The sequence below is a fragment of the Alcanivorax sp. S6407 genome, from assembly GCF_023016115.1.
GTDB lineage: Bacteria > Pseudomonadota > Gammaproteobacteria > Pseudomonadales > Alcanivoracaceae > Alcanivorax.
Window position 1 is genome coordinate 701588 of record NZ_JALKBH010000002.1, and the last position, 20905, is coordinate 722492.

Consider the following 20905-nt stretch of genomic DNA (forward strand, 5'->3'; position numbering starts at 1 on the left):
CCTTTACCCGGTTCAAGGGGTTGCCATGTCTACAACAGCGGCGGAAATGTCCCGCCTGGAAAACTTCATTCCCTTCGATTGTCTCAGCGAATCCCACCTGCAGGAAATTCAGGGCCAGATCGAAGTCGTCAAACTGGGCCCCGGCCGCCTGCTGTTCAAACGCGGCCAGACCAGCGACAAAGCCTACTTCCTGGTGGAAGGCTCGCTTGATCTCACCGACGCCAGCTTTCAGGTACGCCATTTCGCCGCCGACGATGATGAAAACTATCTGGCGCTGGACAACTACCCGGAACACACCATCAACGCCATCTCGGCGGAACCCTCCACCCTCTACGCCATCGACCGCAACAAGCTGGATCTGCTGATGACCTGGACCCAGGCGGCAGAGTCCATGCTTGACGAGAATGATGATGAAAGTGAGCGGGACTGGATGGACGCCCTGCTTTCCTCGGAACTGTTTGCAGCAGTGCCACCAGCCATGATTCACACCCTGTTCGTGAAATTCGAGGAACGGGAAGTGCAGCTGGGCGAAACCATCGTCACTGAAGGCGAAGACGGCGACACCTTCTTCGTGATCAAGCAAGGCAAGGCCATGGTCAGCCGCAGCAAGGGCGCCAAGCAGGAAACCCTGGCAGCCCTGTCCGCCGGCCGCTTCTTTGGTGAAGACGCCCTGATCAGTGACAGCCCACGCAATGCCACCGTCACCATGACCAGTGACGGCGTGGTAATGTGTCTGGGCAAAAAGGACTTTCAGTCGATCCTTCAGGATTCTGTCATTCGTCATCTCACGGAAGACGAACTGGACACCATGGTGCTGGAAGCGGACACCGCCTGTATTCTGGTGGATGTACGCCTGCCGATGGAATTTCGCCATGATCGTACCCCCGGGGCCCGCAATATCCCACTCAACGAATTGCGCCGGGAAGTGCAGAACCTGGAAAAGGATTTTTTCTATGTGGTGTGCGGAGATGGTCGACGCAGTGAGCTCGGAGCCTATATCCTCTCCGAAGCCGGGCTGAACGCCTATGTGCTTGATCGGGGAAAAGCAGCGGATGCAGAGCAAAAGGACAACGTGGCAGAACAAGCCTGAGTTTCTTATCGGGCTGATGATGATGGCCCTGCTGTGCCTGAGCGGGATGGCACGGGGGGCATCGGAGCCCCCACCACCCTACATCATCCACAGCCTGCCCAACGACGCCCGGGTAACCATTTATTCGGAATACCTGCGCGACGACGACGGCACACTGACCATCCAGCAAGTGAGCAGCCCTCCGGTAGAAGACCGCTTCTTGCCGGCCACCCGTTTTGTGGAGCGGCTTGGCATCGAACAAAACCCCTGGTGGGTTCGGCTGTCCATCAAGAACGAATTCCGCGAACAGCAAACCTTTTCCCTGCAGCTGCGCGGCAACCCCAATGCCCGACTCTTCGTGCCTACACGTGGTGGCGCCAGCTACATGCTGGCCCCCGACAATGCTCGCATCCCCGGCCGGGACGCCAGCTTCCGGATTCATCTGCCGGTGGGCGAAGAGCAGCTGTTCTATCTCCAGTTGCAGCCCCGTGGCTATCTGACCTATGGCCTCAGCCTGTCCACCCTGAATGACCATCTTGCCAGCCAGCAACGGCGGGATAATTTATACATGCTGCTGGTCGGCGCCTTGCTGATTCTGGTTACCTATAACCTGATTGCCGCCATCATGCGCGGGGGCGGCACCTACTGGTTCCATGCCGGCTTCCTGACCTGCATCACCCTGATCAGCCTGTTGCTGGCCGACTTTCTTCCCCACCACCTCACTGATGGCAATCAGTTACAGCCGCGACTGCTGTTCCCGCTCATGCTGATCGCCATGGCCGCGGCCGCCGGGGTTACCCGCAGCTACTTCCGCATGCAGCGCCATGCAGACTGGCTGAACCACACCACCCGATTCCTGCTGGTACTGCCGGTGGTTGGCCTGCCTGTGACACAGCTGCTGCCCATCACCATCACCGCCTATCTGTGTTTTACCCTGATCAGTGCCTCCGCCCTGGTACTGATTGTCCTGGGCTACACCACCTGGCACCGCGAACACAGTGGCGGTGGGCTGTTTTTCATTACCGCCCTGTTTGTCTGCCTGCCCGCCCTGGTCCTTGGCCTGGCTTACCTGGGACTGCTGCAGACCAGCGCCGAACTGCCCCTGTGGCTTATGGGGGCCACCATCATCGAAGCCCTGACCCTGGGTATCGGATTGCGGATTCGGGTTTCCCACCAGTCACAGTTGCGCATCGAGAAACAGCGCTCCGAAGCCGTCGCCGAGACCGTGGACAGCACCCGCCGGGAGACCCTGGCGCGCATCGGCCATGACATCCGCACCCCGCTCAGCGGCATTCTCGGCATGTCGGAAATTCTCGCCGACACCCCCCTGACGCCCAACCAGCGTGAATGCGTGGGCGCCATCCAGAACGCCGGTGACAACCTGCTACGCATCATCAACGATGTACTGGAACACTCTCAGCTGTCCAACGATTACAGCGATGTGAACCAGGCCTCCCTGGATGTGCACGACCTGCTGATGGAAGCCATCGACCTGTTCAAGGAAAGGGCGGAAGAGAAACAGATCGAACTGATCACCCATGTACACACCAATGTGCCACCACGAGTTCTCGGTGATGCCGGGCGACTGCGGCAAGTGCTTACCAACCTCACCGGCGCTCTGATTCGTCACGGCTCACCCGGAGAGCTGATGATCGACGTGTCCCTGGAACCCACCGGCCAGGCCGACCGGGTACGCTTTGGATTCTCCGGCAGCACCCTCAGTGAAGAAGCCCTTAAACGCCTGCAGGACAGTCAGCGCCAGAATGAAAGCAGTCATCTCAGCCTGGTCATTGCCGAACAGCTGGTGGAGGCCCTGCATGGCCGCATGGGTAACCTGCAGGACCAGCGCGGCACCCATTACTGGTTTGTGGTGCCGCTTCCCGCAGATCAGAACGCCCTGCCCCGCGGCCCCAAGGTGGACCTGTCCTGTCTCGAAGGGCGCAGTCTGCTGGTGGTGGATGACTCCAGCACCGTAACCCGGGTATTGCGTCATCATGCGCTGTCCTGGGGGATGCGGGTCACAGCCTGTCACGACCCCCGCGAAGCCCTGGCCTCGCTGCGCACCCAGGCCAATATCAACGAGCCCTACGACGTCGTGGTGCTGGATCAGCAAATGCCCGGTATGGATGGCATGCAGCTGGCTGCCCGTATCCACGAAGATCCGGTGATCGTTCACCCCACTGTGTTGGTAATGCTCACCGGCATTCAGCAGGCACCCAGTGCCACCCAGGCGCGTAACGTGGGCATCCACCGGGTGCTGTCCAAACCCGTGTCCGCGCCCCGTTTACGCCAGGTTCTGGCTGAGGAACTGAGCAACGAAGCGCCGGCAGTGGAAGAAACCCTGGACACCAGACCCAGCCCGGACCTGCGCATTCTGGTAGCAGAGGATCATTACCTGAGTCAGAAAGTGATTCGCGGCATGCTCGGCAAGCTTGGCCTGAAGGCAGACATTGCCAGTGATGGCCAGGAAGCCCTGGCCCTGGCCGAAAAGCAGCGCTATGACCTGATCCTGATGGATTGTGAAATGCCGGAAATGGATGGCTTTGAGGCAACCCGACGGATCCGCCAGCACGAACAGCGCCATGCACTGCCATCCACGCCCATCGTGGCGCTGACTGCCCATATCCTGAAAGAACACAAGGATCGCAGTTTTGCCGCCGGCATGAATGCCCACCTGCCCAAGCCTGTGGAGCTCAACACCCTGCGCGAAACCATCCTGCGCTTCACCCGTGGCGATGACAGCGCCGGGCCCCCTTCACTGGCCAGCAGTGACCTGCTCGACTGAGATTCGCATGCCCGCGCACAGGGTCAGGAGCCGGCGCTCACCGCACGGCCCTGACACCAGTGGCGCAAGCGTGCCAGGGGCTCGGCCATGGTCACCGACAGCGGCACCGTGGCCGCCAGCTCCGCTTCCAGCAGTGCCTGGTCCAGCCGCTGCTCCGCCGCCCCTGCACTGTACAGCCCTGCCACCACCGCCTGTTCGATTTCTGCACCGGTGAATCCCTCACTGGCAACGGACAACGCCGCCAGATCGAAGCTGGCCGCATGCTGGCCACGCTTGTTCAGATGGATACGGAAGATCTCCTCACGCACCGCCGCATCGGGCAGGTCCACAAAGAAGGTTTCATCCAGGCGCCCCTTGCGGATCAGTTCCGGCGGCAGTCGCTCGATATCATTGGCGGTAGCCACCATGAACACCTTGCTCTGATTCTCTGCCATCCAGGTTAGCAGGGTGCCGAGCACCCTCCTTGAGGTACCGCCATCGTTGTCCCCCACCGCAATGCCCTTCTCGATCTCGTCGATCCACAGCACACAGGGAGACATGGTCTCTGCCATCTTTAGAGCCTCACGAACATTACGCTCGGACTCCCCAAAGAACTTGTTGAAAATGGCGCCCATATCCAGCCGCAGCAAGGGCAGCCCCCACAGGCCAGCCACCGACTTGGCCGCCAGGCTCTTGCCGCCCCCCTGCACCCCTACCAGCATCACGCCGCGGGGCGAATCAATATCGCTGTCGCCATGGAAGGCTTTTTCGCGTTTGCCCAGCCAGGTTTTCAGCCCCTGCAAGCCCCCCACATTGGCGAAGCTTTCCGTGTCGTACTCGTAACTGAGCACTCCTTCCATTTCCATCAACGCAAACTTTGCCTTGTTGACCTCCGGCAAGTCCGCCTCGGTAATGGCGCCATCGTGAAGAATCGCGCCACGCGCAAGTTTGCGGGCATCTTCCACGCTCAGGCCACGCAGGTTGCGGATCAGGCGATCCAGGGAATCCCGGTCCGCCCGCACCCGCTCGCCCTTCTCCTGCTTGAAGCGGCGCGCCTCGTCCTGAACGATATGTTCCAGCTGTTTCTCGTCCGGCATGGAAAGGGTGAAACGGGCAGAGTAGCGGCGGATCTCCGGGGGAATATCAAACTGGTGGCTGATCAGCACCAGGGAATGCTGCAGCCGCTCGTGATGCAGTGCGATCTCCTTGAGCAGACGCACATTCTTCGGCTCGTCTTTCAAAAACGGGTGAATATCGCAGAGTGCATAAATACCCGGCTGACTGGTGCTCCGAATCTGGCCCAGCACAGCCTCCGGCTCCACCGTGTGCTTCTGGCTGGGTACATCATCAAACTCCAGTCGCCGCATGCCATCCACCGACGTCCAGGCAAACACCGGCCGCCCTTCCTTCATCCCCAGCCGCCGGATCAGATCCAGCGCCCTTAATTCTTCCCAGGTCTCGATCACCACAATGGGGTAACGGGAATCGAGCAGCATTCTCAGGTCGTTCAGATCACTCATGGGGGGTACGCAACATGCAACACGCTTCACGCAACAGGCGTCGCAGCTTCACGCGGTGCAGTAATGTCCTTGTTATTGTGTTGAATCAAATGCTGAAGCCACACGCTTCGGCTACACTAGAATCTCCGTAACTATACATGCGTGCAAGCGTGTTGCGTGTTGCATGCCGCGTGAATCATGACTGAACGCCGACTGACTCCTCTTGATCGCCTGCTGGCCCGTGCTGATAACGCCCTGCGTACCCTGACACCGGGTACCATTCAGGCGGAGCGTGCCCCGACTGCCACCCCGGACAGCCCCGGTGGCGAAGCTCAGCCGGGCAATCTGCCCACCGACCAGCGTCGCCATGTGATGGGCCTGATGCGCATCAACCATACTGGTGAAGTCTGTGCCCAGGCGCTGTATCAGGGCCAGGCCAGCACCGCCAGCCTGCCGCACATTCGCCATGCAATGGAGGAAGCGGCCAAAGAGGAAGAAGATCACCTGGCCTGGTGCGAAGAGCGCATCCGCGAGCTGGGCGGTGCGCCCAGCAAACTCAACCCGCTGTTCTATGCCATGAGCTACGCCATGGGCGCCACCGCTGGCCTTATTGGTGATCGCTGGAGCCTCGGCTTTGTCTCGGAAACCGAAAACCAGGTGGTAAAACATCTGGAGTCGCATCTGTTCCAGGTCCCGGAAAGCGACCTGCGCACCCGCGCCATCCTCGAACAGATGCGCAGCGACGAACTCAAACACGCCGTCACCGCCAAGGACGCCGGCGGCGCCGACCTGCCACCGCCGATTCGCCACGCCATGACATTGATGAGCAAGGTGATGACGTTTGCGACTTATCGGGTTTGATTAGTTAACAGTTAATAGTGAACAGTTAACAGCGTCGCGGATTGGCACCATCCTGATCTGAAAACACTGAGGCCGCGCCCATAACCTGGGGGCGGCCTTTTGTTTGACAGCCAGACGCCAAGGATGAAACCGCTGTAGGAGCTTGCCTGCAAGCGATCCGAGCCTTGGCGAGGTAAGGATTCCAGAAGCGAGTTTCGAGTAACGAGTTTCGAAAACCCCAAACCGGTGGCCAGGCGCGAGGTTTGGATGCTTGCCATTTGAAACTCGTGACCCGCAACTCGGATCTTTTTACCTCGCTGTCGCTCGGATCGCTTGCAGGCAAGCTCCTACAGCGGCGTCGAAATAAACGTTGTCACAAACAAAAGGCCGCACCCGGGTTATGGGCGCGGCCTCTTTACTTCCCGCTGGCAGCGACGCTGAACGCGCTGCTATTCACTGTTAACTGTTAACTATTCACTGCTTTCAGCCAAGATTACGGCTGTAGAAGATCTCCAGCATCTCACGCTTCAGGCGCTCTTCGATCTGGTCCAGCTCGTCCTGCTCGAATTCGTCACTACCGGCACCAAACAGGTAGTTGTCGATATCGAAATCCTTGAGCAGCATCTTGGTGTGGAAGATGTTCTCCTGATACACGTTAACGTCGATCATCTGATAGGCGTTCTGCGTATCTTCAGTAAGGAAGTTCTGGATCGAATTGATGTCGTGATCGATATAGTGCTTGGTACCGTCCAGATCACGGGTCATGCCACGCACCCGGTAGTCCACGGTGACGATATCGGAATCAAAGCTGTGGATCAGGTAGTTCAACGCACGTAGCGGTGAAATTACCCCACAGGTAGACACGTCCACATCCACCCGGAAGGTGGAGATGCCGTTGTCCGGGTGAGACTCGGGATAGGTGTGAACCGTCACATGGCTCTTGTCCAGGTGGGCAACCACGGTATCCGGCAACGGACCGGGGGCTTCCTCATCCCAGTCGGAACCATCCGGCGGAGTCTCATGCTCGGCGATCAGCATGGTCACACTGGCACCCTGCGGATCGTAATCCTGGCGGGCCACATTCAAGATATTGGCGCCAATGATCTTGGTCACATTGGTGAGAATCTCGGTAAGACGCTCAGCATTATACAGCTCGTCAATATATTCGATGTATTCCTTACGGTGCTGCTCGGTCTTCGCGTAAGCAATATCAAAAATATTGAAGCTCAAGGATTTGGTCAGGTTATTGAAACCATGGACCGTAATCTTGGGATTGGGATCTTTCACCACAGCCGTACCCCACGGGCGTTTCACCGCCACATCAGAACCAACACATTACCGCCCCAGGGACGGCGACCTGATCACGAGACGGCCTGCCGCCTCACCTTGCCCCGGCAAATGCCGGGAAAACCATACCTGACAGAGTGCTATCAGGCCTCAATGGTATAACTATGGGTGATCTCAACACCACCGCGGCCCAGCATGATACTGGCTGAGCAATACTTCTCTGCGGAAAGCTCCACCGCACGCTTCACCTGATTCTCTTTCAGGTTATTGCCGCTAACGATGAAATGCAGATGAATCTTGCTGAATACCGCCGGCACCTCGTCCACACGCTCCGCGGTGAGTTCACATCGGCAGTCGGTGACGTCCTGGCGGGATTTCTTGAGGATGTGCACCACATCAAAGGAGGAACAGCCACCCACGCCCAGCAGCAGGGTCTCCATGGGACGAGGCCCGCGATTCTGACCACCGTGATCCGGTGGGCCGTCCATCAGCACCGCGTGGCCGCTTTCTGTCTGCCCTTCATAGCAGGCTTCGCCCTGCCACTGAACCACTGCTTTCATGGCCGTCTCCTGAATCTGTTCGTCCACGGGGATAACCCCGTAAAAAGGCGCGCAGAGTACCATAGCAGGGGGCCGTAGCCACCCCCTTTTGTCACCCTGCAAAGCGGGATTTTGCGACACTGAGGGCGCTCAGGACACGGGTTTGTCCTGCCTTTACCACCGCCGAGCCCGGGAAAAGCGAGAGTGAGAGCCAGTTCCCTTGGCATGGTCCATAAAAACAGGCAATATCCATGGTCTTATTGGCTAAGACATTTTTCTGGCTTAAGACTGAGCGCCCATGACTGAAGGCAACAAAATTATTCCAAATCTGGACCATTTCCTGGCCAATTGTCACCGTCGCAAGTATCCGGCGAAAAGCACAATTATCTATGCCGGGGATGAGTCAGATGCACTGTATTACATTCTGAAGGGGTCCGTGACCGTCATGATCGAGGATGATGACGGCCGCGAAATGATCATGGCCTACCTCAATGAGGGGGACTTCTTTGGTGAAATGGGGTTGTTCGAGAACGATCCGTCCCGTTCCGCCTGGGTCAAGGCCAAGAGCGAATGTGAAGTAGCGGAAGTCAGCTACGCCAAATTCAAACAACTGGCCCGCGAAGACGCCGACATCCTGTTCGCCGTCTCCGCCCAGATCGCTGGCCGCCTGCGAGCCACCACCCGCAAGGTGGGTGACTTGGCTTTCCTGGACGTGACCGGCCGCGTGGCAGGCACCCTGCTGGACCTGTGCAAACAACCGGATGCCATGACCCACCCGGATGGCATGCAGATCAAGGTCACCCGCCAGGAAATCGGCCGCATCGTCGGCTGCTCCCGCGAAATGGTCGGCCGGGTACTGAAGAACCTGGAAGAACAGGGTCTGGTGTCCGTGAAGGGCAAGACTATGGTGGTTTACGGCACGCGCTGAAAGGCAGTTAACAGTTAATAGTGAACAGTTAACAGCGTCGCGGATCGGCACCATTTTGATCTGAAAGCATAGAGGCCGCGCCCGGAATCCGGGCGCGGCCTCTTTGTTTGTGGCTATACCGTCAAGACGAAGCCGCTGTAGGAGCTTGCCTGCAAGCGATCCGAGCCTTGGCGAGGTATGGCTGCCAAGATCAAACCCCGAACCATCAGCCCCAGACGTCTTTTGCCTTTCGAAACTCGTCACTCGCTTCTTTTTTGCCTCGCAATCGCTCGGATCGCTTGCAGGCAAGCCCCTACAGCAGAGTTAAAGAACGGTTTGCACAAATGAAAAGGCCGCCCCCGGATTCCGGGCGCGGCCTCCTAGGTCCCAGCCAATACCCACGCCTCCCGCGCAACTATTAACTATTCACTATTAACTGTTAACTGCTCTTAAAAGCCGCCATTTCCCGCTGAATAAAGTGCTCCACCAGATCCCGGTACAGCTTCTCGACCATATCCGCATCCAGCCCTTCCTGCTCCGCCCATTCTCTTCGGGCCTGTAGCATGGTGCGGAACCGCTCGGGGGCCCTGACGCCATCTTCGCTGGTCTTGAAGGCCGCCGCCGCATGTACATAACCTGCCCTCTCGCCCAGCAAGGCAATAATGTCACGGTCCCGGCGATCAATTTCGGCACGAATATCCTCCATCCCCAGACATTCCTGCGGTGACTTGGCTGTCATTTTCGCTCCTTGAAACAACAAGGCCGCATCCAGAGTCTGGACGCGGCCTCTTTGCGATCAACCAACAACCCCACATCCCGCGACGCTGTTAACTGTTCACTATTCACTGTTAACTGAAGAACAGCGCCTTAAGCCCCTCCCCCGGATCGTCCTGACGCATGAACGCCTCGCCCACCAGGAAAGAATGGATGCCATTGCTGCGCATCAGTTTCACATCCGCCGCGGTGTGGATGCCGCTTTCGGTGATGATCATGCGGTCCGCCGGCGCTTTCTCGGCCAGGGTCAGGGTGGTGTCCAAGCTGGTTTCGAAGGTGTGCAGGTTGCGGTTATTAATGCCGATCAGCTCTGCATTCAGCGTCACTGCCCGCTCCAGCTCCTCTTCAGTATGCACTTCCACCAGCACGTCACAGCCAGCCTGCTGGGCGGCATGATTGAGTTCGTCCAGCTGGGCATCGGACAGGGCCGCCACAATCAGCAGTACCGCATCCGCCCCCATGGCACGGGATTCAAAGATCTGCCATGGGTCGATCATGAAATCCTTGCGGATCACCGGCAGGTCCACCGCGTTCCGGGCGGCGCGCAGGTAATCTTCGTGGCCCTGGAAAAAGTCCTGGTCAGTGAGCACTGACAGACAGGCCGCGCCATGTTTTTCATAGCTGCGGGCAATGGCCACCGGATCGAAATCATCGCGTATCACCCCCTTGCTGGGGGACGCCTTCTTGATTTCGGCGATCACCGCCGGCTGCTTGTCACGCACCCGGTCAAACAGGGCGCGGGCAAAACCGCGGGCCTTGCCCTGGTTCTCCGCCATGGATTGCAGATCACCGAGGGTGTAGTTGTTCTTGCCCACCGCAATCTCTTCCTGCTTGCGGGCAATAATCTTGTCGAGAATAGTGCCGGTACTCATAACGATACTCCCTGTCCTGGCCTGTCAGTCCGCCGCCGTAAGGGCTGTGCTGAACTGGGCAAGCTCACGCATGCGTTCCGCTGCCTCTCCATTGTGTATCAGGTCTTCGGCCATGCGTACCCCCTCTTTGTGAGTTCGGGTAATGCCGCTCACATAGATGGCTGCACCGGCATTCAGTGCAATCATGTCCGCCGCCTTGCTGGCCGCGTCTGTGGTGCGCTTGCCCAGGGCATCCTTGATCAGGGCCAGGGAGTCGTCAGCGCTGCTCACATCCAGCCCCACCAGAGAGGCGGAATCGAGACCCAGGTCTTCCGGGGTCACGTCATACTCGCTTACGGCACCGTCCTTGAACTCCGCCACATGGGTGCGGGTGGCCAGGGAAATCTCGTCCAGGCCATCCTTGCTGTGCACCACCATCACGTGCTCGGCGCCCAGGCGCCCCATCACTTCGGCCATAGGCCGACACAGCTTCTCACTGAACACCCCCAGCACCAGACGCTGCACGCCAGCCGGGTTGGTCATCGGGCCGAGGATATTGAACAGGGTACGCATACCCAATTCCTTGCGCGGGCCCACGGCGTACTTCATGGCCTTGTGGTGGTTGGGGGCAAACATGAAGCCCACGCCCACATTGTCCACACAGCTGCCGATCTGCTCCGGAGTCAGATCCAGGGCAATGCCGGCGGTTTCCAGCACATCCGCCGAACCACTGCTGGAGCTCACCGAACGACCGCCATGCTTGGCCACATGGGCACCGGCGGCAGCCGCCACGAAGGCACTGGCAGAGGACACATTGAACAGGTTGGCGCCATCACCACCGGTGCCGACGATATCCACCAGATACTGGCGATTAGCCACCGGCACGGCGGTCACCAGCTCGCGCATCACCTGCACGCCGCCGGTGATTTCATCCAGGGATTCGCTCTTCATGCGCAGCGCGACCAGGAACCCGCCGATCTGGGCATCGGTGGCGCCGCCGGTCATGATCTGGCGCATCACGTCCTGCATCTCGTCCACGCTCAGATCAATCTGCTCGACCACCTTGGCCAGGGCTTCCTGAATATTCATGCGCCTTGCTCTCCTTTCAGAAAATTGTCGAGCAGGGCATGGCCGTGCTCACTGAGGATGGACTCCGGGTGATACTGCACCCCCTCTATCGGCAGGGTCTTGTGCCGCATGCCCATGATCTCGTCCATGCTGCCGTCATCGTGCTGGGTCCAGGCGGTGATCTCCAAGCAGTCCGGCAGGCTGTCCCTTTCCACCACCAGGGAGTGGTAGCGGGTGGCCGTATAGGGAGACGGCAAATCCCGGAAGATGCCCACACCACTGTGGTAGATCGGCGAGGTCTTGCCGTGCATCACCTGACGGGCCCGCACCACCTTGCCACCAAACGCCTGACCAATACTTTGATGCCCCAGACACACCCCCAGAATCGGCAGTTTGCCGGCAAAGTGCTTGATGGCGGCTATGGAAATACCGGCTTCGTTGGGCGTACAGGGCCCCGGCGAAACCATCAGGCGATCCGGATTCAGGGCTTCAATGTCTTCAATGGTGATCTGGTCGTTGCGATGCACCAGCACCTCGGCACCCAGCTCCTGCAGGTACTGCACCAGGTTGTAGGTAAAACTGTCGTAGTTATCGATCATCAAGACGCGCATTACCGCTGCCCTCCGTCTGCCAGGTTGAGACCACCCAATGCCAGGTTCACCGCCCGGAATACTGCCCGGGCCTTGTTCATGGTCTCGTCCCATTCGGACTGGGGCACCGAGTCGGCCACAATGCCGGCGCCGGCCTGTACGTACAGTCGCTCGTCCTTCACCACCGCGGTACGGATGGCAATGGCCGTATCCATATCGCCGTTGAAACCGATATAACCCACTGCACCGCCATAGATGCCGCGCTTGGTGGGTTCCAGTTCATCAATGATTTCCATGGCACGGATCTTCGGCGCGCCACTCAGGGTGCCCGCCGGGAAGGTGGCACTGAGCACCTCCAGTGGGCCCTGGCCGTCTTTCAGTTCGCCTTCCACGTTGGAAACGATGTGCATCACGTGGGAATAGCGCTCCACCACCATCTTGTCGGTGAGGTTCACCTTGCCGGGCTTGGCCACCCGGCCCACATCATTGCGGCCCAGATCGATCAGCATCAGGTGCTCGGCGATCTCCTTGGGGTCCGCCAACAGATCTTCTTCCAGCGCATTGTCCTCTTCCACGGAGGCACCGCGCTTGCGGGTACCGGCAATCGGACGCACCGTCACCCGGCCCTGCTCGGCCCGGGCCAGAATCTCCGGCGAAGAGCCGGCAATATGGAAGTCGTCCAGATCCAGATAGAACATGTACGGCGATGGATTCAGGTAACGCAGGGCACGGTACAGATCCATGGCAGGCGCCTTGAACGGGCAGCTCATGCGCTGCGCCGGCACCACCTGCATCACGTCACCGGCGAGAATGTACTCACGCACCTTCTCGACACCGGCCTTGAACAGCTCTTCCGGGAACTCGCTCTGGAAATCGCTTTCATCTACCGGGTCGCCGTACACGGTGTGTTCCGGCTCGGGCAACGGCGCCCGCAACTTCACTTCCAGTGCTTCCAGCCGGGCCTCGGCCTGATCCGCAGCACCTTCAGCCGTTGGGTCCACATGCACGATCAGGTACAAGGCACCACGCAGGTTGTCGAACACTACCACTTCTTCGGAGCGCATCAGCAGGATGTCCGGCACGCCCAGTACATCCTTGCCCGGCGCCGGGCCAAGACGGGGTTCGAAATAACGCACGCTGTCGTAGCCGAAGTAACCCACCAGACCGCCATTGAAACGGGGCAGATCCGGCAGCTCAGGAGAACGATACTGCTGGCGGTAGCTCTCGATCCAGCGGATCGGATCTTCCACATCCAGCAGGGTTTCGCCCTCGGCATTGCTCACCGAGACGGTCTGCCCGGTGATACGAATGACTTCTTCGGCAGGCAGGCCGAGAATGGAATACCGGCCCCAGCGCTCGCCGCCCTGCACGGATTCAAACAGGTAGCTGTAAGGCCCCTGGGCCAGCTTGCGGTACGCCGTCAGCGGCGTATCCAGATCCGCCAGCACCTCGCGGACAACAGGGACGCGGGTGTAGCCCTCTTGGGCGTAACGATCCAGTTCTTGTGGTGACATGCTTTTTCCTTATCCGACCTTTCTCTGGGAGGCCGATATCGAGAATGCAGATTGTAGAGCAAAGGGGGGTGTCAGTGCAGACGTGATGCGCACAAACACAGGGAAAGCGTCACCATCGCCAGCTGGCGGGTGCGGACAGGAAAGCAAAGCTGTTGATCGGGGCACAGTCCAAGGGGGGACGTCCTTTCTCAAACGAGGTAGATGGCTGAAATTGTAGTCAATGTTAACGCCGGACGCCAGACGCCGGATGCCGGATGCCTTACCGGGAGCCCACGGACGAAACTCTGTGGGAGCGTGCTTGCACGCGAAGCTTTCCTGTCCGCCACCCCCTTTCGCGTGCAAGCACGCTCCCACAGCAAGCCAGAAGCCAAATTTACCGTGCAGATTGAATTCAGCCGCACCCGCTCTCATGTAAACTAGACCACACAACTTCAACCGGATGCTTTATGCGTCTGGCGCCGGGCATCCGGCGTCGGGCGCCCCCAGCCATGAATATTGTCGCCCTCTACACTGCCGACGAATCCCGCGGCCCCATGACCGGTCATGAGGCAGTGCAATTGCGTGCTGGCTGCGGCATCGTCGGCGACCGCCACTGCAAGCGCAGCACCAAGCCGGAAGAGCAGCTCACCCTGATCGAGCACGAAGCTGTGGACGCCTTCAATGAAGAATTTGGCCAGGAAGTCCAACCCCACCAGTTGCGCCGCAACATCGTCACCAAGGGGGTGAACCTGAACGCCCTGGAAGGCCGCGAGTTCATGGTCGGCCCGGTGCGGGTACGCGGCATCGAACTGTGCGAGCCCTGCTCAGTGGTGGGCAAACTGCTGGCAGGCGAGCTCACCCCCACCCGCATCATCCAGTCCTTCATGGGCCGCGGCGGGCTGCGCTGCGAGATCCTGTCCACTGGCGTGGTGAGAGTGGGCGACGACATTGAAATACCGGACTGACGTTTACTGTAGGAGCTTGCCTGCAAGCGATCCGGGCTTCGGTGAGGTATAGATTCCAGAGTAGCGAGGCACGAGTTTCGAGTTGCGAAAACCTGAAAAACCAGAGCGTTCCGGGTTTTGCCTTTCGAAACTCGTCACTCGAAACTCGCTTCTTGTTTGCATCGCTGTCGCTCGGATAGCTTGCAGCCAAGTTCCCACAAAACCCGGGCATACAACCTGACCGTAGGGCGGAAATTGGTGTCAGCCAATCTCCGCCATTAACACCCAACGGCGGAGATCGGCGCACGCCGATTTCTGACCTACGACACCCAATTAGAGCGCTTCACTGCATGAACGACGTGGAAAAAACCCGCTACATCAACCAGACCCGCCAGTGGCTGGAACAGGTAGTCATCGGTCTGAACCTGTGCCCCTTTGCCCGCAAGCCCTTCCAGAAGGGCCAGGTGCGTTTTGCCGTTACCGACAGCCGCAACGTGGAAACCCTGCTGCAGGATCTCTACGACGAACTGGAAAAACTGGCGACGACGCCGGCCAGCACCATCGACACCACCCTGCTGATCATCCCCGATCAGCTGGAGGACTTTTACGACTACAACGACGTGCTGGATCTGGCCGATGCCCTGCTGGAACAACAGGACTGGGTGGGCACCTTCCAGATCGCCAGCTTCCACCCGGCCTACCAGTTTGCCGATACGGAAGCAGATGACCCGGGCAACTACACCAACCGCGCCCCCTTCCCGATCCTGCACCTGCTGCGTGAAGACAGCCTGGAACAGGGGCTGGCCAGCTACCCGGATCCGGAAGCCATCCCCGAGCGCAACATGGACACCCTGGAGAACCTCAGCGAAGCGCAGTGGATCAGCCTGTTTGGTGGCCTGCCGGGAGCCTCGCGGTGAATCTGGACCTCGGCGATATCTTTCTGGTCACCACCGTGGTGATCATTGCGGCCCTGTTCTGGCGCTCCCACGGCATTCGTGAACGCGCCCTCGCCTACACACGCAAATACTGTGAACGGGAACAAGTGGAATTTCTGGATGACACCGTGGGCATGGACAAACTGACCCTGCAACGGGACGGCAACGGCAAGCTGCGCATCACCCGCATCTACCGCTTCGAATTCACCGTCACCGGCGGCGAACGCTATCAGGGCCACACCATCGTCATGGGCGGCGTCGTGCAACGGGTCGACCTGCCCCCCCACCGCTACACCCCGCCCCCGGAACAACTGCACTAACGGCTCTGGTGGCTAAGCCGCGATCTCCCTGACTTCCCCGCGCTTGCGGCGTCTCCCTTCGCTGGCCCGGTTGGAATCCAGGCGCCGGAATGCCCCCGGCAACAGCCGGTGCGACAGTTTATTGAGCGGCCTCTCAACCCAGTCTGGCAACGCCACTCCCAGCATGTTCGTCTCGGCGACACTGTCCTGCCCAATCACCCGTGTACCCATGATGTAATCGAACCACGGACGGGTCACACACCAGTTGGCATCCTGATGGGTATTCATGTGGTGATCGTAATGCCATGGAAGACGAGTTCTTGCCCATTCCGGATCCAGGTGAGCCCTGCTGTGCTTGCTCCAGTATTGCCACGCAGAATAATAGATGCCCGCCGTAAAGAAAGGCGCCACCACGACGGAAGGCGTGAACACGGCACACAGGCCAATCAAAGCCACCTTTTCGTTAAAGATCTCCTGATCCTGCAGCATGGGCACCTTGTAGTGCTCGTCTTCAAAACCATTCAGCCGAACCCGCTTGTGATGACGGATATGGCTGAAAAAGGGGCTATTACGATGCTTGCGGGCATACTCATGAAGCCACATCTTGTGGGCATACCACTCAAAGGCATTTGCGGTAAGCAAGGCAACAGGAAAACCAAGCATGGGGAACCCTCATGGCGATAACAGATATCCCCATCATGAAGCCCGGGGCGCCAACTTCTTTGATCGCCAGGGATCACTTCCCGGTCTGCAGGATCAAAAATCCGCCTTTTCCGCATGCATGCGTTTGCGGAACGCGGAAGGGGTCTCACCAGTCCAGCGCTTGAAGGCGCGGGTAAATGCCGCCGGCTCAGAAAAGCCGGTCAGGTAAATTATCTGGTCAATGGGTTCGCTGGTGCGCGCAAGCAGGCGTCGTGCCAGTCGTTCCCGGTACCCCGCCAGCACCTCCTTGAAGCTGGTACCCAGAGCCGACAGCTCGCTGCGCAGAGCACGCGGAGTACGCTCAAGCCGCCGGGCCAGCACATCCAGGGAGGCCTCGCCCTGCTCAAGCAATCCGCCCAGCGCCTGCTCCACGGTATGGAGAAAATCCTGACGCGCCAGATCTTCCAGTTTTCGGGCCGCCACCGTTTCATGGATACGCAACAACTCAGGCTCCGCCGCCAGCGAAGAGCGTTTCAGCAAGGCTGCATCAAAATACAGGGCACCTTCATCCGCCGACAGCTCGACCGGGCATCCATAGACCCGCAGATACTCCTCTGCGGCAGCCCCATGGGCATGGGGGAACGTGATCCTGCCAGGGCGAAACTCACCATCACTTACCTGCTGCAAAAAACGCAGCACAATGAGCGTGGCGCACTCCAGATAATGACGCTCGGCGTGTTCAAGGCCTGACAGTACAGCCTCGTCTCCTTCAACACGGAGCTGCAATTGCAGGGCATCCGTCATCAGGCGGTTATAGCGCAGCGCCCTTTGCAGTCCATCACCAAAGGTCGGACTGGAAAGAAACAGATACTCCAGCACCTGCCCCCGAAACGGTGGCATCAACTCACCAATATGAAGGCCAATATCAGGATCGCCACTGACCTTCCTGGCGGCACCCCAGAAGCGCTGTTGCGGAGAATTAATGCGCCGCTCGTTTTGATCCGGCGGCTCATCCGGCATACCAATACTGGCAAAGATGGCCGCACAGTCCAGCCCGGCACGGGTCATGGCCTGATAGGTCATCCACAAGAAAATACCATTGTCTGAAGCGGGGGGCTGGCTCATGCAAGCAGTATACGAACTCAGGGATGTGCAAGCACCTGCTCCCGCCAGCCCCCGTAACAACTGCACCAGCCTCCCAGAGCCAGCACGCGTTCGCAGGAGCTTGCCTGTAAGCGATCCTAGGCTAAGCGAGGTAAAAAGAAGCGAGTTTCGAGAGGCAAAACACCTCGCTCATTCTGGAGGTTTTAAGATTATCGAAACGCGAAACTCGTACCTCGCGTCTCTGGAATCCATACCTCGTCGAGGCTCGGATCGCGAGCAGGCTCGTTATTCGCTTCGCTCACCCTTCGGGCCGCACTACGTGCGTTACTCCGCTACGCTCCCACAGCAAAACGCTCCCCCTGTGGGAGCCTGCCTGCAGGCGAAAAAGCTTTCGCCTTTGAATTTAGCTATTAACTATTCACTGTTAACTATTAATTGCTTTACTTGACCCGCTGCTTCTCCAGCTTGCGGGCAAGGGTGCGGCGATGCATGCCCAGGCGGCGGGCGGTTTCGGAAATGTTGAAGCCGGTCTCCGCCAGGGTCTCGTGGATGCGTTCCCATTCGAGGGTTTTCAGGTCCGACGAGCGCGCCGTCAACGAGACATCGGTAGTGCCTTCCGCACGCTGGAAGGCATCTTCAATATCATCGGTGTTGGAAGGTTTGGCCAGATAATGGCAGGCGCCCAGCTTCACCGCTTCCACCGCGGTGGCAATGCTGGCGTAACCGGTGAGCACCACGATCAGGGTGTCTTCATTGTGCTTGTGCAGGGTCTGTACACAGGCCAGCCCGGAGGCTTCACCCTTGATCTTGAGATCCACCACCGCGTAACCCGGGTTATGGGCCTTCAGCACCTCTTCCATGGTCTCATGGCTGTCGGCAGTGACCACGGTGTAACCGCGGCGCTCAAAGGAACGGCCAAGGGTACGAGCGAAGGCTTCATCGTCTTCGACGATGAGCAACAGGCGTTCTTCGTTCTCGATGGCATCAGTCATGTCAGCCCTCCTCTTCCAGTGTGACCGTGTTCAGCGGCAGCGACAACGTCACCAGCGCGCCACCCTGCACCAGATTGCGGGCGCGCAAATTGCCACCCAGTGTGCGCAGTACATTCATGACCAGGAACAGCCCCAGACCACTGCCCGGCCGGCCCTTGGTGGACTGGTAAGGGCGGCCAATGCTGTCGAGCATCTCTTCCGGGAAACCCGGGCCCCGATCGGTCACCGAGATCAGCAGGGTTTCGTCCTCACGATGCACATCCAGACGCACCCAGTTCGGCGACGCCTCCAGCGCATTATCCAGCACGTTATGGATACTCTGCTTGAGAGCATCGTCGGAAACGATCCGCAGATCGGTGCCGAAATCATTCATGTAGATGAAATCTTTCACCGGCCGGGTATCGCGCCACTCATCCACCAACTCATCGAGAAATTCACGTACGGTGGTTTCCTCGGAGGCCTCACCACGGGTCTCGCCGGCCGACAGCAGAATGCCACTGACAATAGATTTGCAGCGCAGCACCTGTGTCTGCATCTCGGCAATTTCCTGGGCCATGTCCGGATCATTTCTGAACGGCTCCATGTGCTTCCAGTCACCGAGAATCACCGACAGGGTGGCCAACGGCGTGCCCAGTTCGTGGGCGGCACCGGACGCCAGCAGGCCCATGCGGACGATGTGTTCTTCCTCCACCGCACGCTGTCGCAGCTCCGCCAGACGCTCATCCCGCTGACGCTTGTTGCGGTTGATGCGGTTGATGAAGATCACCAGCAGGCCACCGTTAAGCACAAAGCAGATCAGCATGCCTTCGATATACAGACTGAACAGCCCCTTGGAATGATCCAGCGGCATGGGCAAGGGATGGCCATACCAGGCCAGCCAGCCGAAACACAGGGTGGTCACGATAAGGATCACCCAGGTGGACCAGGCCTCCAGCAATACGGCACCAAGAATTACCTGTAGCAGAAACAGGAACACAAAGGGATTCGAGGCCCCGCCGCTGAGGAACAACAGAATAGTGAGCGTACCGACATCCACCAGCAGCGAGAAAAAAAGCTCCGTGTTGCCAATCGGCCGGCGTGCCCGCAACCGCAACACACTCAAGGCGTTAAACAACAACAGGCCGAACAGCACCACCAGCATATTGGAGACAGGCAGCGGCACATCCAGCCCGTAGTACACCACCAGAATGGTGGCGAACTGGCCGAACATGGCGATCCAGCGCAGCTGGATCAGCAGCTGCAGGTTCTTGCGCCCGGTGGCATCGTCATTGCTGCTACCCAGCACACTGCGCAGGGCAGACAACGGATGCCGGTTGGCAGAATCGGTTGTACTCATGGTTTCCATGCCGCCAAGTGTAACGGCTTCCACGTGAAAGCGTCAGCGATGGCGCACTACCAGTACCGCCGCCAGCACCATGCCCAGTGCCAGCGCGAACCAGGTAATGGCATACACCAGGTGGTTATTGCGGAACTGGATAACGGTGAGCCCGCCAATCGGCAACGTTTCGCCGCTGCGGGCCGCATCCACAAAGAAGGGCGCCACTGGCGCAATGCCTTGCCGGGCCGCCATGGCCTGCACATCACGGGAGTACCAGCGGTTTTCCGCGGGCACATTGTCGCGTAACACGCCACCACCGGGGTGGCTCATGCGCAGCAGCCCCGTGACCGTCACCACCCCTTCGGGCGTGAAGGCACCGGCCTGGGCCGCCTTTCGCTCGGTTTGCGGCACAAAGCCCTGGTTGATATACAACCAGCGGCCACCGGCCAGCTGCAACGGCGCCATCACCCAGTAACCCTGCCCCGCTTCCGTTGCCGCCGCCACCAGCGACACCGCATCCGCGCGATACTCGCCACTCACCCTGACATGCAGATATTCGTGAGTGTCTTCACTCACCCTTGGCCAGTTCGCCGGCACCGCCACGGGATCGGCGTGCACTCGCGCCTCCACCCGGTCGATCAGGTCTTCCTTCCAGGCCAGCCGCTTTACCTGCCACACGCCCAGCGACATAAAGCCGGCAAACGACACCGCCGCCAACAACAGAAACAGGAAAGAGAGAAAACGCCGACGAGCCATGGTCATGCCTCTTCAAACGTGGAAAGAAGGGAAGAAATCCGTAGGAGCCTGCCTGCAGGCGATCTTTCACCAGCAAAAACAGATTCGCCTGCAGGCAGGCTCCTACGGCGGGACGGAGCGCGAACGGGACATTTCTACATGCCCCCTATATCACCCCAACATCACTTCAAACATACAGAAAGGTAAAGCAGAAATCGGCTATGCCGGTTTCCGTCTTGCGCATGTTGCGTGATG

Annotated in this window: 21 protein-coding genes; 8 read left to right on the forward strand and 13 right to left on the reverse strand. The window is 59.1% G+C overall.

Translation table 11 applies throughout. The features are described from left to right. Positions 1-25: 25 nt before the first annotated feature. A complete protein-coding gene (locus MWU49_RS06410) occupies positions 26-1090 on the forward strand; it encodes a cyclic nucleotide-binding domain-containing protein (RefSeq protein ID WP_246969614.1) in 1065 nt (354 codons plus the stop codon). Then, entirely contained in the window at positions 1053-3854 is a 2802-nt protein-coding gene (locus MWU49_RS06415) for a hybrid sensor histidine kinase/response regulator (RefSeq protein WP_246969617.1), read from the forward strand. Before MWU49_RS06410 ends, MWU49_RS06415 begins: the two co-directional genes overlap by 38 nt. A gap of 23 nt (positions 3855-3877) precedes the next feature. Here MWU49_RS06415 and MWU49_RS06420 read toward each other — a convergent pair whose 3' ends face one another. Continuing rightward, entirely contained in the window at positions 3878-5353 is a 1476-nt protein-coding gene (locus MWU49_RS06420; protein ID WP_246969619.1) for an AAA family ATPase, read from the reverse strand. A 174-nt stretch (positions 5354-5527) separates the two neighbouring features. Between MWU49_RS06420 and coq7 the strand changes: the two genes are divergently transcribed. After that, on the forward strand, positions 5528-6193 hold the full coding sequence (gene coq7, locus MWU49_RS06425) for a 2-polyprenyl-3-methyl-6-methoxy-1,4-benzoquinone monooxygenase (protein ID WP_348646700.1): 666 nt from the start codon (positions 5528-5530) through the stop codon (positions 6191-6193). A 462-nt stretch (positions 6194-6655) separates the two neighbouring features. Here coq7 and speD read toward each other — a convergent pair whose 3' ends face one another. Then, the gene (gene speD, locus MWU49_RS06430) at positions 6656-7438 is read right to left on the reverse strand and encodes an adenosylmethionine decarboxylase (protein WP_246970747.1); all 783 of its coding nucleotides are present in this window, start codon (positions 7436-7438) and stop codon (positions 6656-6658) included. A gap of 164 nt (positions 7439-7602) precedes the next feature. Next, the gene (locus MWU49_RS06435; protein WP_246969623.1) at positions 7603-8019 is read right to left on the reverse strand and encodes an OsmC family protein; all 417 of its coding nucleotides are present in this window, start codon (positions 8017-8019) and stop codon (positions 7603-7605) included. A 277-nt stretch (positions 8020-8296) separates the two neighbouring features. On the opposite strand from MWU49_RS06435, the gene crp reads away from it, so the two are divergent. Beyond that, the gene (gene crp / locus MWU49_RS06440) at positions 8297-8926 is read left to right on the forward strand and encodes a cAMP-activated global transcriptional regulator CRP (protein ID WP_035233015.1); all 630 of its coding nucleotides are present in this window, start codon (positions 8297-8299) and stop codon (positions 8924-8926) included. A 418-nt stretch (positions 8927-9344) separates the two neighbouring features. Here the strand turns inward: crp and MWU49_RS06445 are convergent, their stop codons facing one another. The 5 genes from MWU49_RS06445 to trpE form a co-directional block, all read right to left on the reverse strand. Continuing rightward, complete coding sequence (locus MWU49_RS06445; protein WP_246969625.1) at positions 9345-9644, reverse strand: isochorismate lyase; 300 nt, start codon at positions 9642-9644, stop codon at positions 9345-9347. A gap of 109 nt (positions 9645-9753) precedes the next feature. Then, entirely contained in the window at positions 9754-10551 is a 798-nt protein-coding gene (trpC, locus tag MWU49_RS06450) for an indole-3-glycerol phosphate synthase TrpC (protein ID WP_246969627.1), read from the reverse strand. 24 nt (positions 10552-10575) lie between these two features. Continuing rightward, on the reverse strand, positions 10576-11619 hold the full coding sequence (trpD, locus tag MWU49_RS06455; protein WP_246969629.1) for an anthranilate phosphoribosyltransferase: 1044 nt from the start codon (positions 11617-11619) through the stop codon (positions 10576-10578). After that, a complete protein-coding gene (locus MWU49_RS06460) occupies positions 11616-12209 on the reverse strand; it encodes an aminodeoxychorismate/anthranilate synthase component II (protein WP_246969631.1) in 594 nt (197 codons plus the stop codon). The genes trpD and MWU49_RS06460 overlap by 4 nt, the downstream gene beginning before the upstream one ends. After that, positions 12209-13702: an anthranilate synthase component I gene (gene trpE / locus MWU49_RS06465; protein ID WP_246969633.1), complete on the reverse strand. Its 1494-nt coding sequence runs from the start codon at positions 13700-13702 to the stop codon at positions 12209-12211. The genes MWU49_RS06460 and trpE overlap by 1 nt, the downstream gene beginning before the upstream one ends. Before the next feature lie 488 nt (positions 13703-14190). On the opposite strand from trpE, the gene MWU49_RS06470 reads away from it, so the two are divergent. From MWU49_RS06470 to MWU49_RS06480, 3 genes are all read left to right on the forward strand, one after another. After that, positions 14191-14646, forward strand: a complete 456-nt coding sequence (locus MWU49_RS06470) for an MOSC domain-containing protein (protein ID WP_246969635.1) — start codon at positions 14191-14193, stop codon at positions 14644-14646. A 329-nt stretch (positions 14647-14975) separates the two neighbouring features. After that, positions 14976-15542 carry a DUF1415 domain-containing protein gene (locus tag MWU49_RS06475; protein WP_246969637.1) on the forward strand — a complete coding sequence of 189 codons (567 nt, stop codon included), beginning with the start codon at positions 14976-14978 and terminating at the stop codon, positions 15540-15542. Continuing rightward, the gene (locus tag MWU49_RS06480; protein ID WP_246969639.1) at positions 15539-15880 is read left to right on the forward strand and encodes a DUF3301 domain-containing protein; all 342 of its coding nucleotides are present in this window, start codon (positions 15539-15541) and stop codon (positions 15878-15880) included. Before MWU49_RS06475 ends, MWU49_RS06480 begins: the two co-directional genes overlap by 4 nt. A 12-nt stretch (positions 15881-15892) precedes the next feature. Here MWU49_RS06480 and MWU49_RS06485 read toward each other — a convergent pair whose 3' ends face one another. From MWU49_RS06485 to MWU49_RS06505, 5 genes are all read right to left on the reverse strand, one after another. Beyond that, positions 15893-16522, reverse strand: a complete 630-nt coding sequence (locus tag MWU49_RS06485) for a sterol desaturase family protein (protein ID WP_246969641.1) — start codon at positions 16520-16522, stop codon at positions 15893-15895. A gap of 93 nt (positions 16523-16615) precedes the next feature. After that, positions 16616-17584 carry an AraC family transcriptional regulator gene (locus tag MWU49_RS06490; protein ID WP_246970750.1) on the reverse strand — a complete coding sequence of 323 codons (969 nt, stop codon included), beginning with the start codon at positions 17582-17584 and terminating at the stop codon, positions 16616-16618. Between the two features lie 461 nt (positions 17585-18045). Beyond that, positions 18046-18597 (reverse strand): response regulator transcription factor, encoded by a 552-nt coding sequence (locus MWU49_RS06495; protein WP_246969644.1) that lies wholly within the window; start codon positions 18595-18597, stop codon positions 18046-18048. Position 18598: 1 nt separating this feature from the next. After that, positions 18599-19933 carry an ATP-binding protein gene (locus tag MWU49_RS06500; RefSeq protein WP_246969647.1) on the reverse strand — a complete coding sequence of 445 codons (1335 nt, stop codon included), beginning with the start codon at positions 19931-19933 and terminating at the stop codon, positions 18599-18601. A 42-nt stretch (positions 19934-19975) separates the two neighbouring features. Next, positions 19976-20671, reverse strand: coding sequence for an SURF1 family protein (locus MWU49_RS06505; protein WP_246969650.1), 696 nt, complete (start codon positions 20669-20671; stop codon positions 19976-19978). Positions 20672-20675: 4 nt separating this feature from the next. Between MWU49_RS06505 and MWU49_RS06510 the strand changes: the two genes are divergently transcribed. Further along, a complete protein-coding gene (locus MWU49_RS06510) occupies positions 20676-20903 on the forward strand; it encodes a hypothetical protein (RefSeq protein ID WP_246969653.1) in 228 nt (75 codons plus the stop codon). Positions 20904-20905 lie beyond the last annotated feature (2 nt).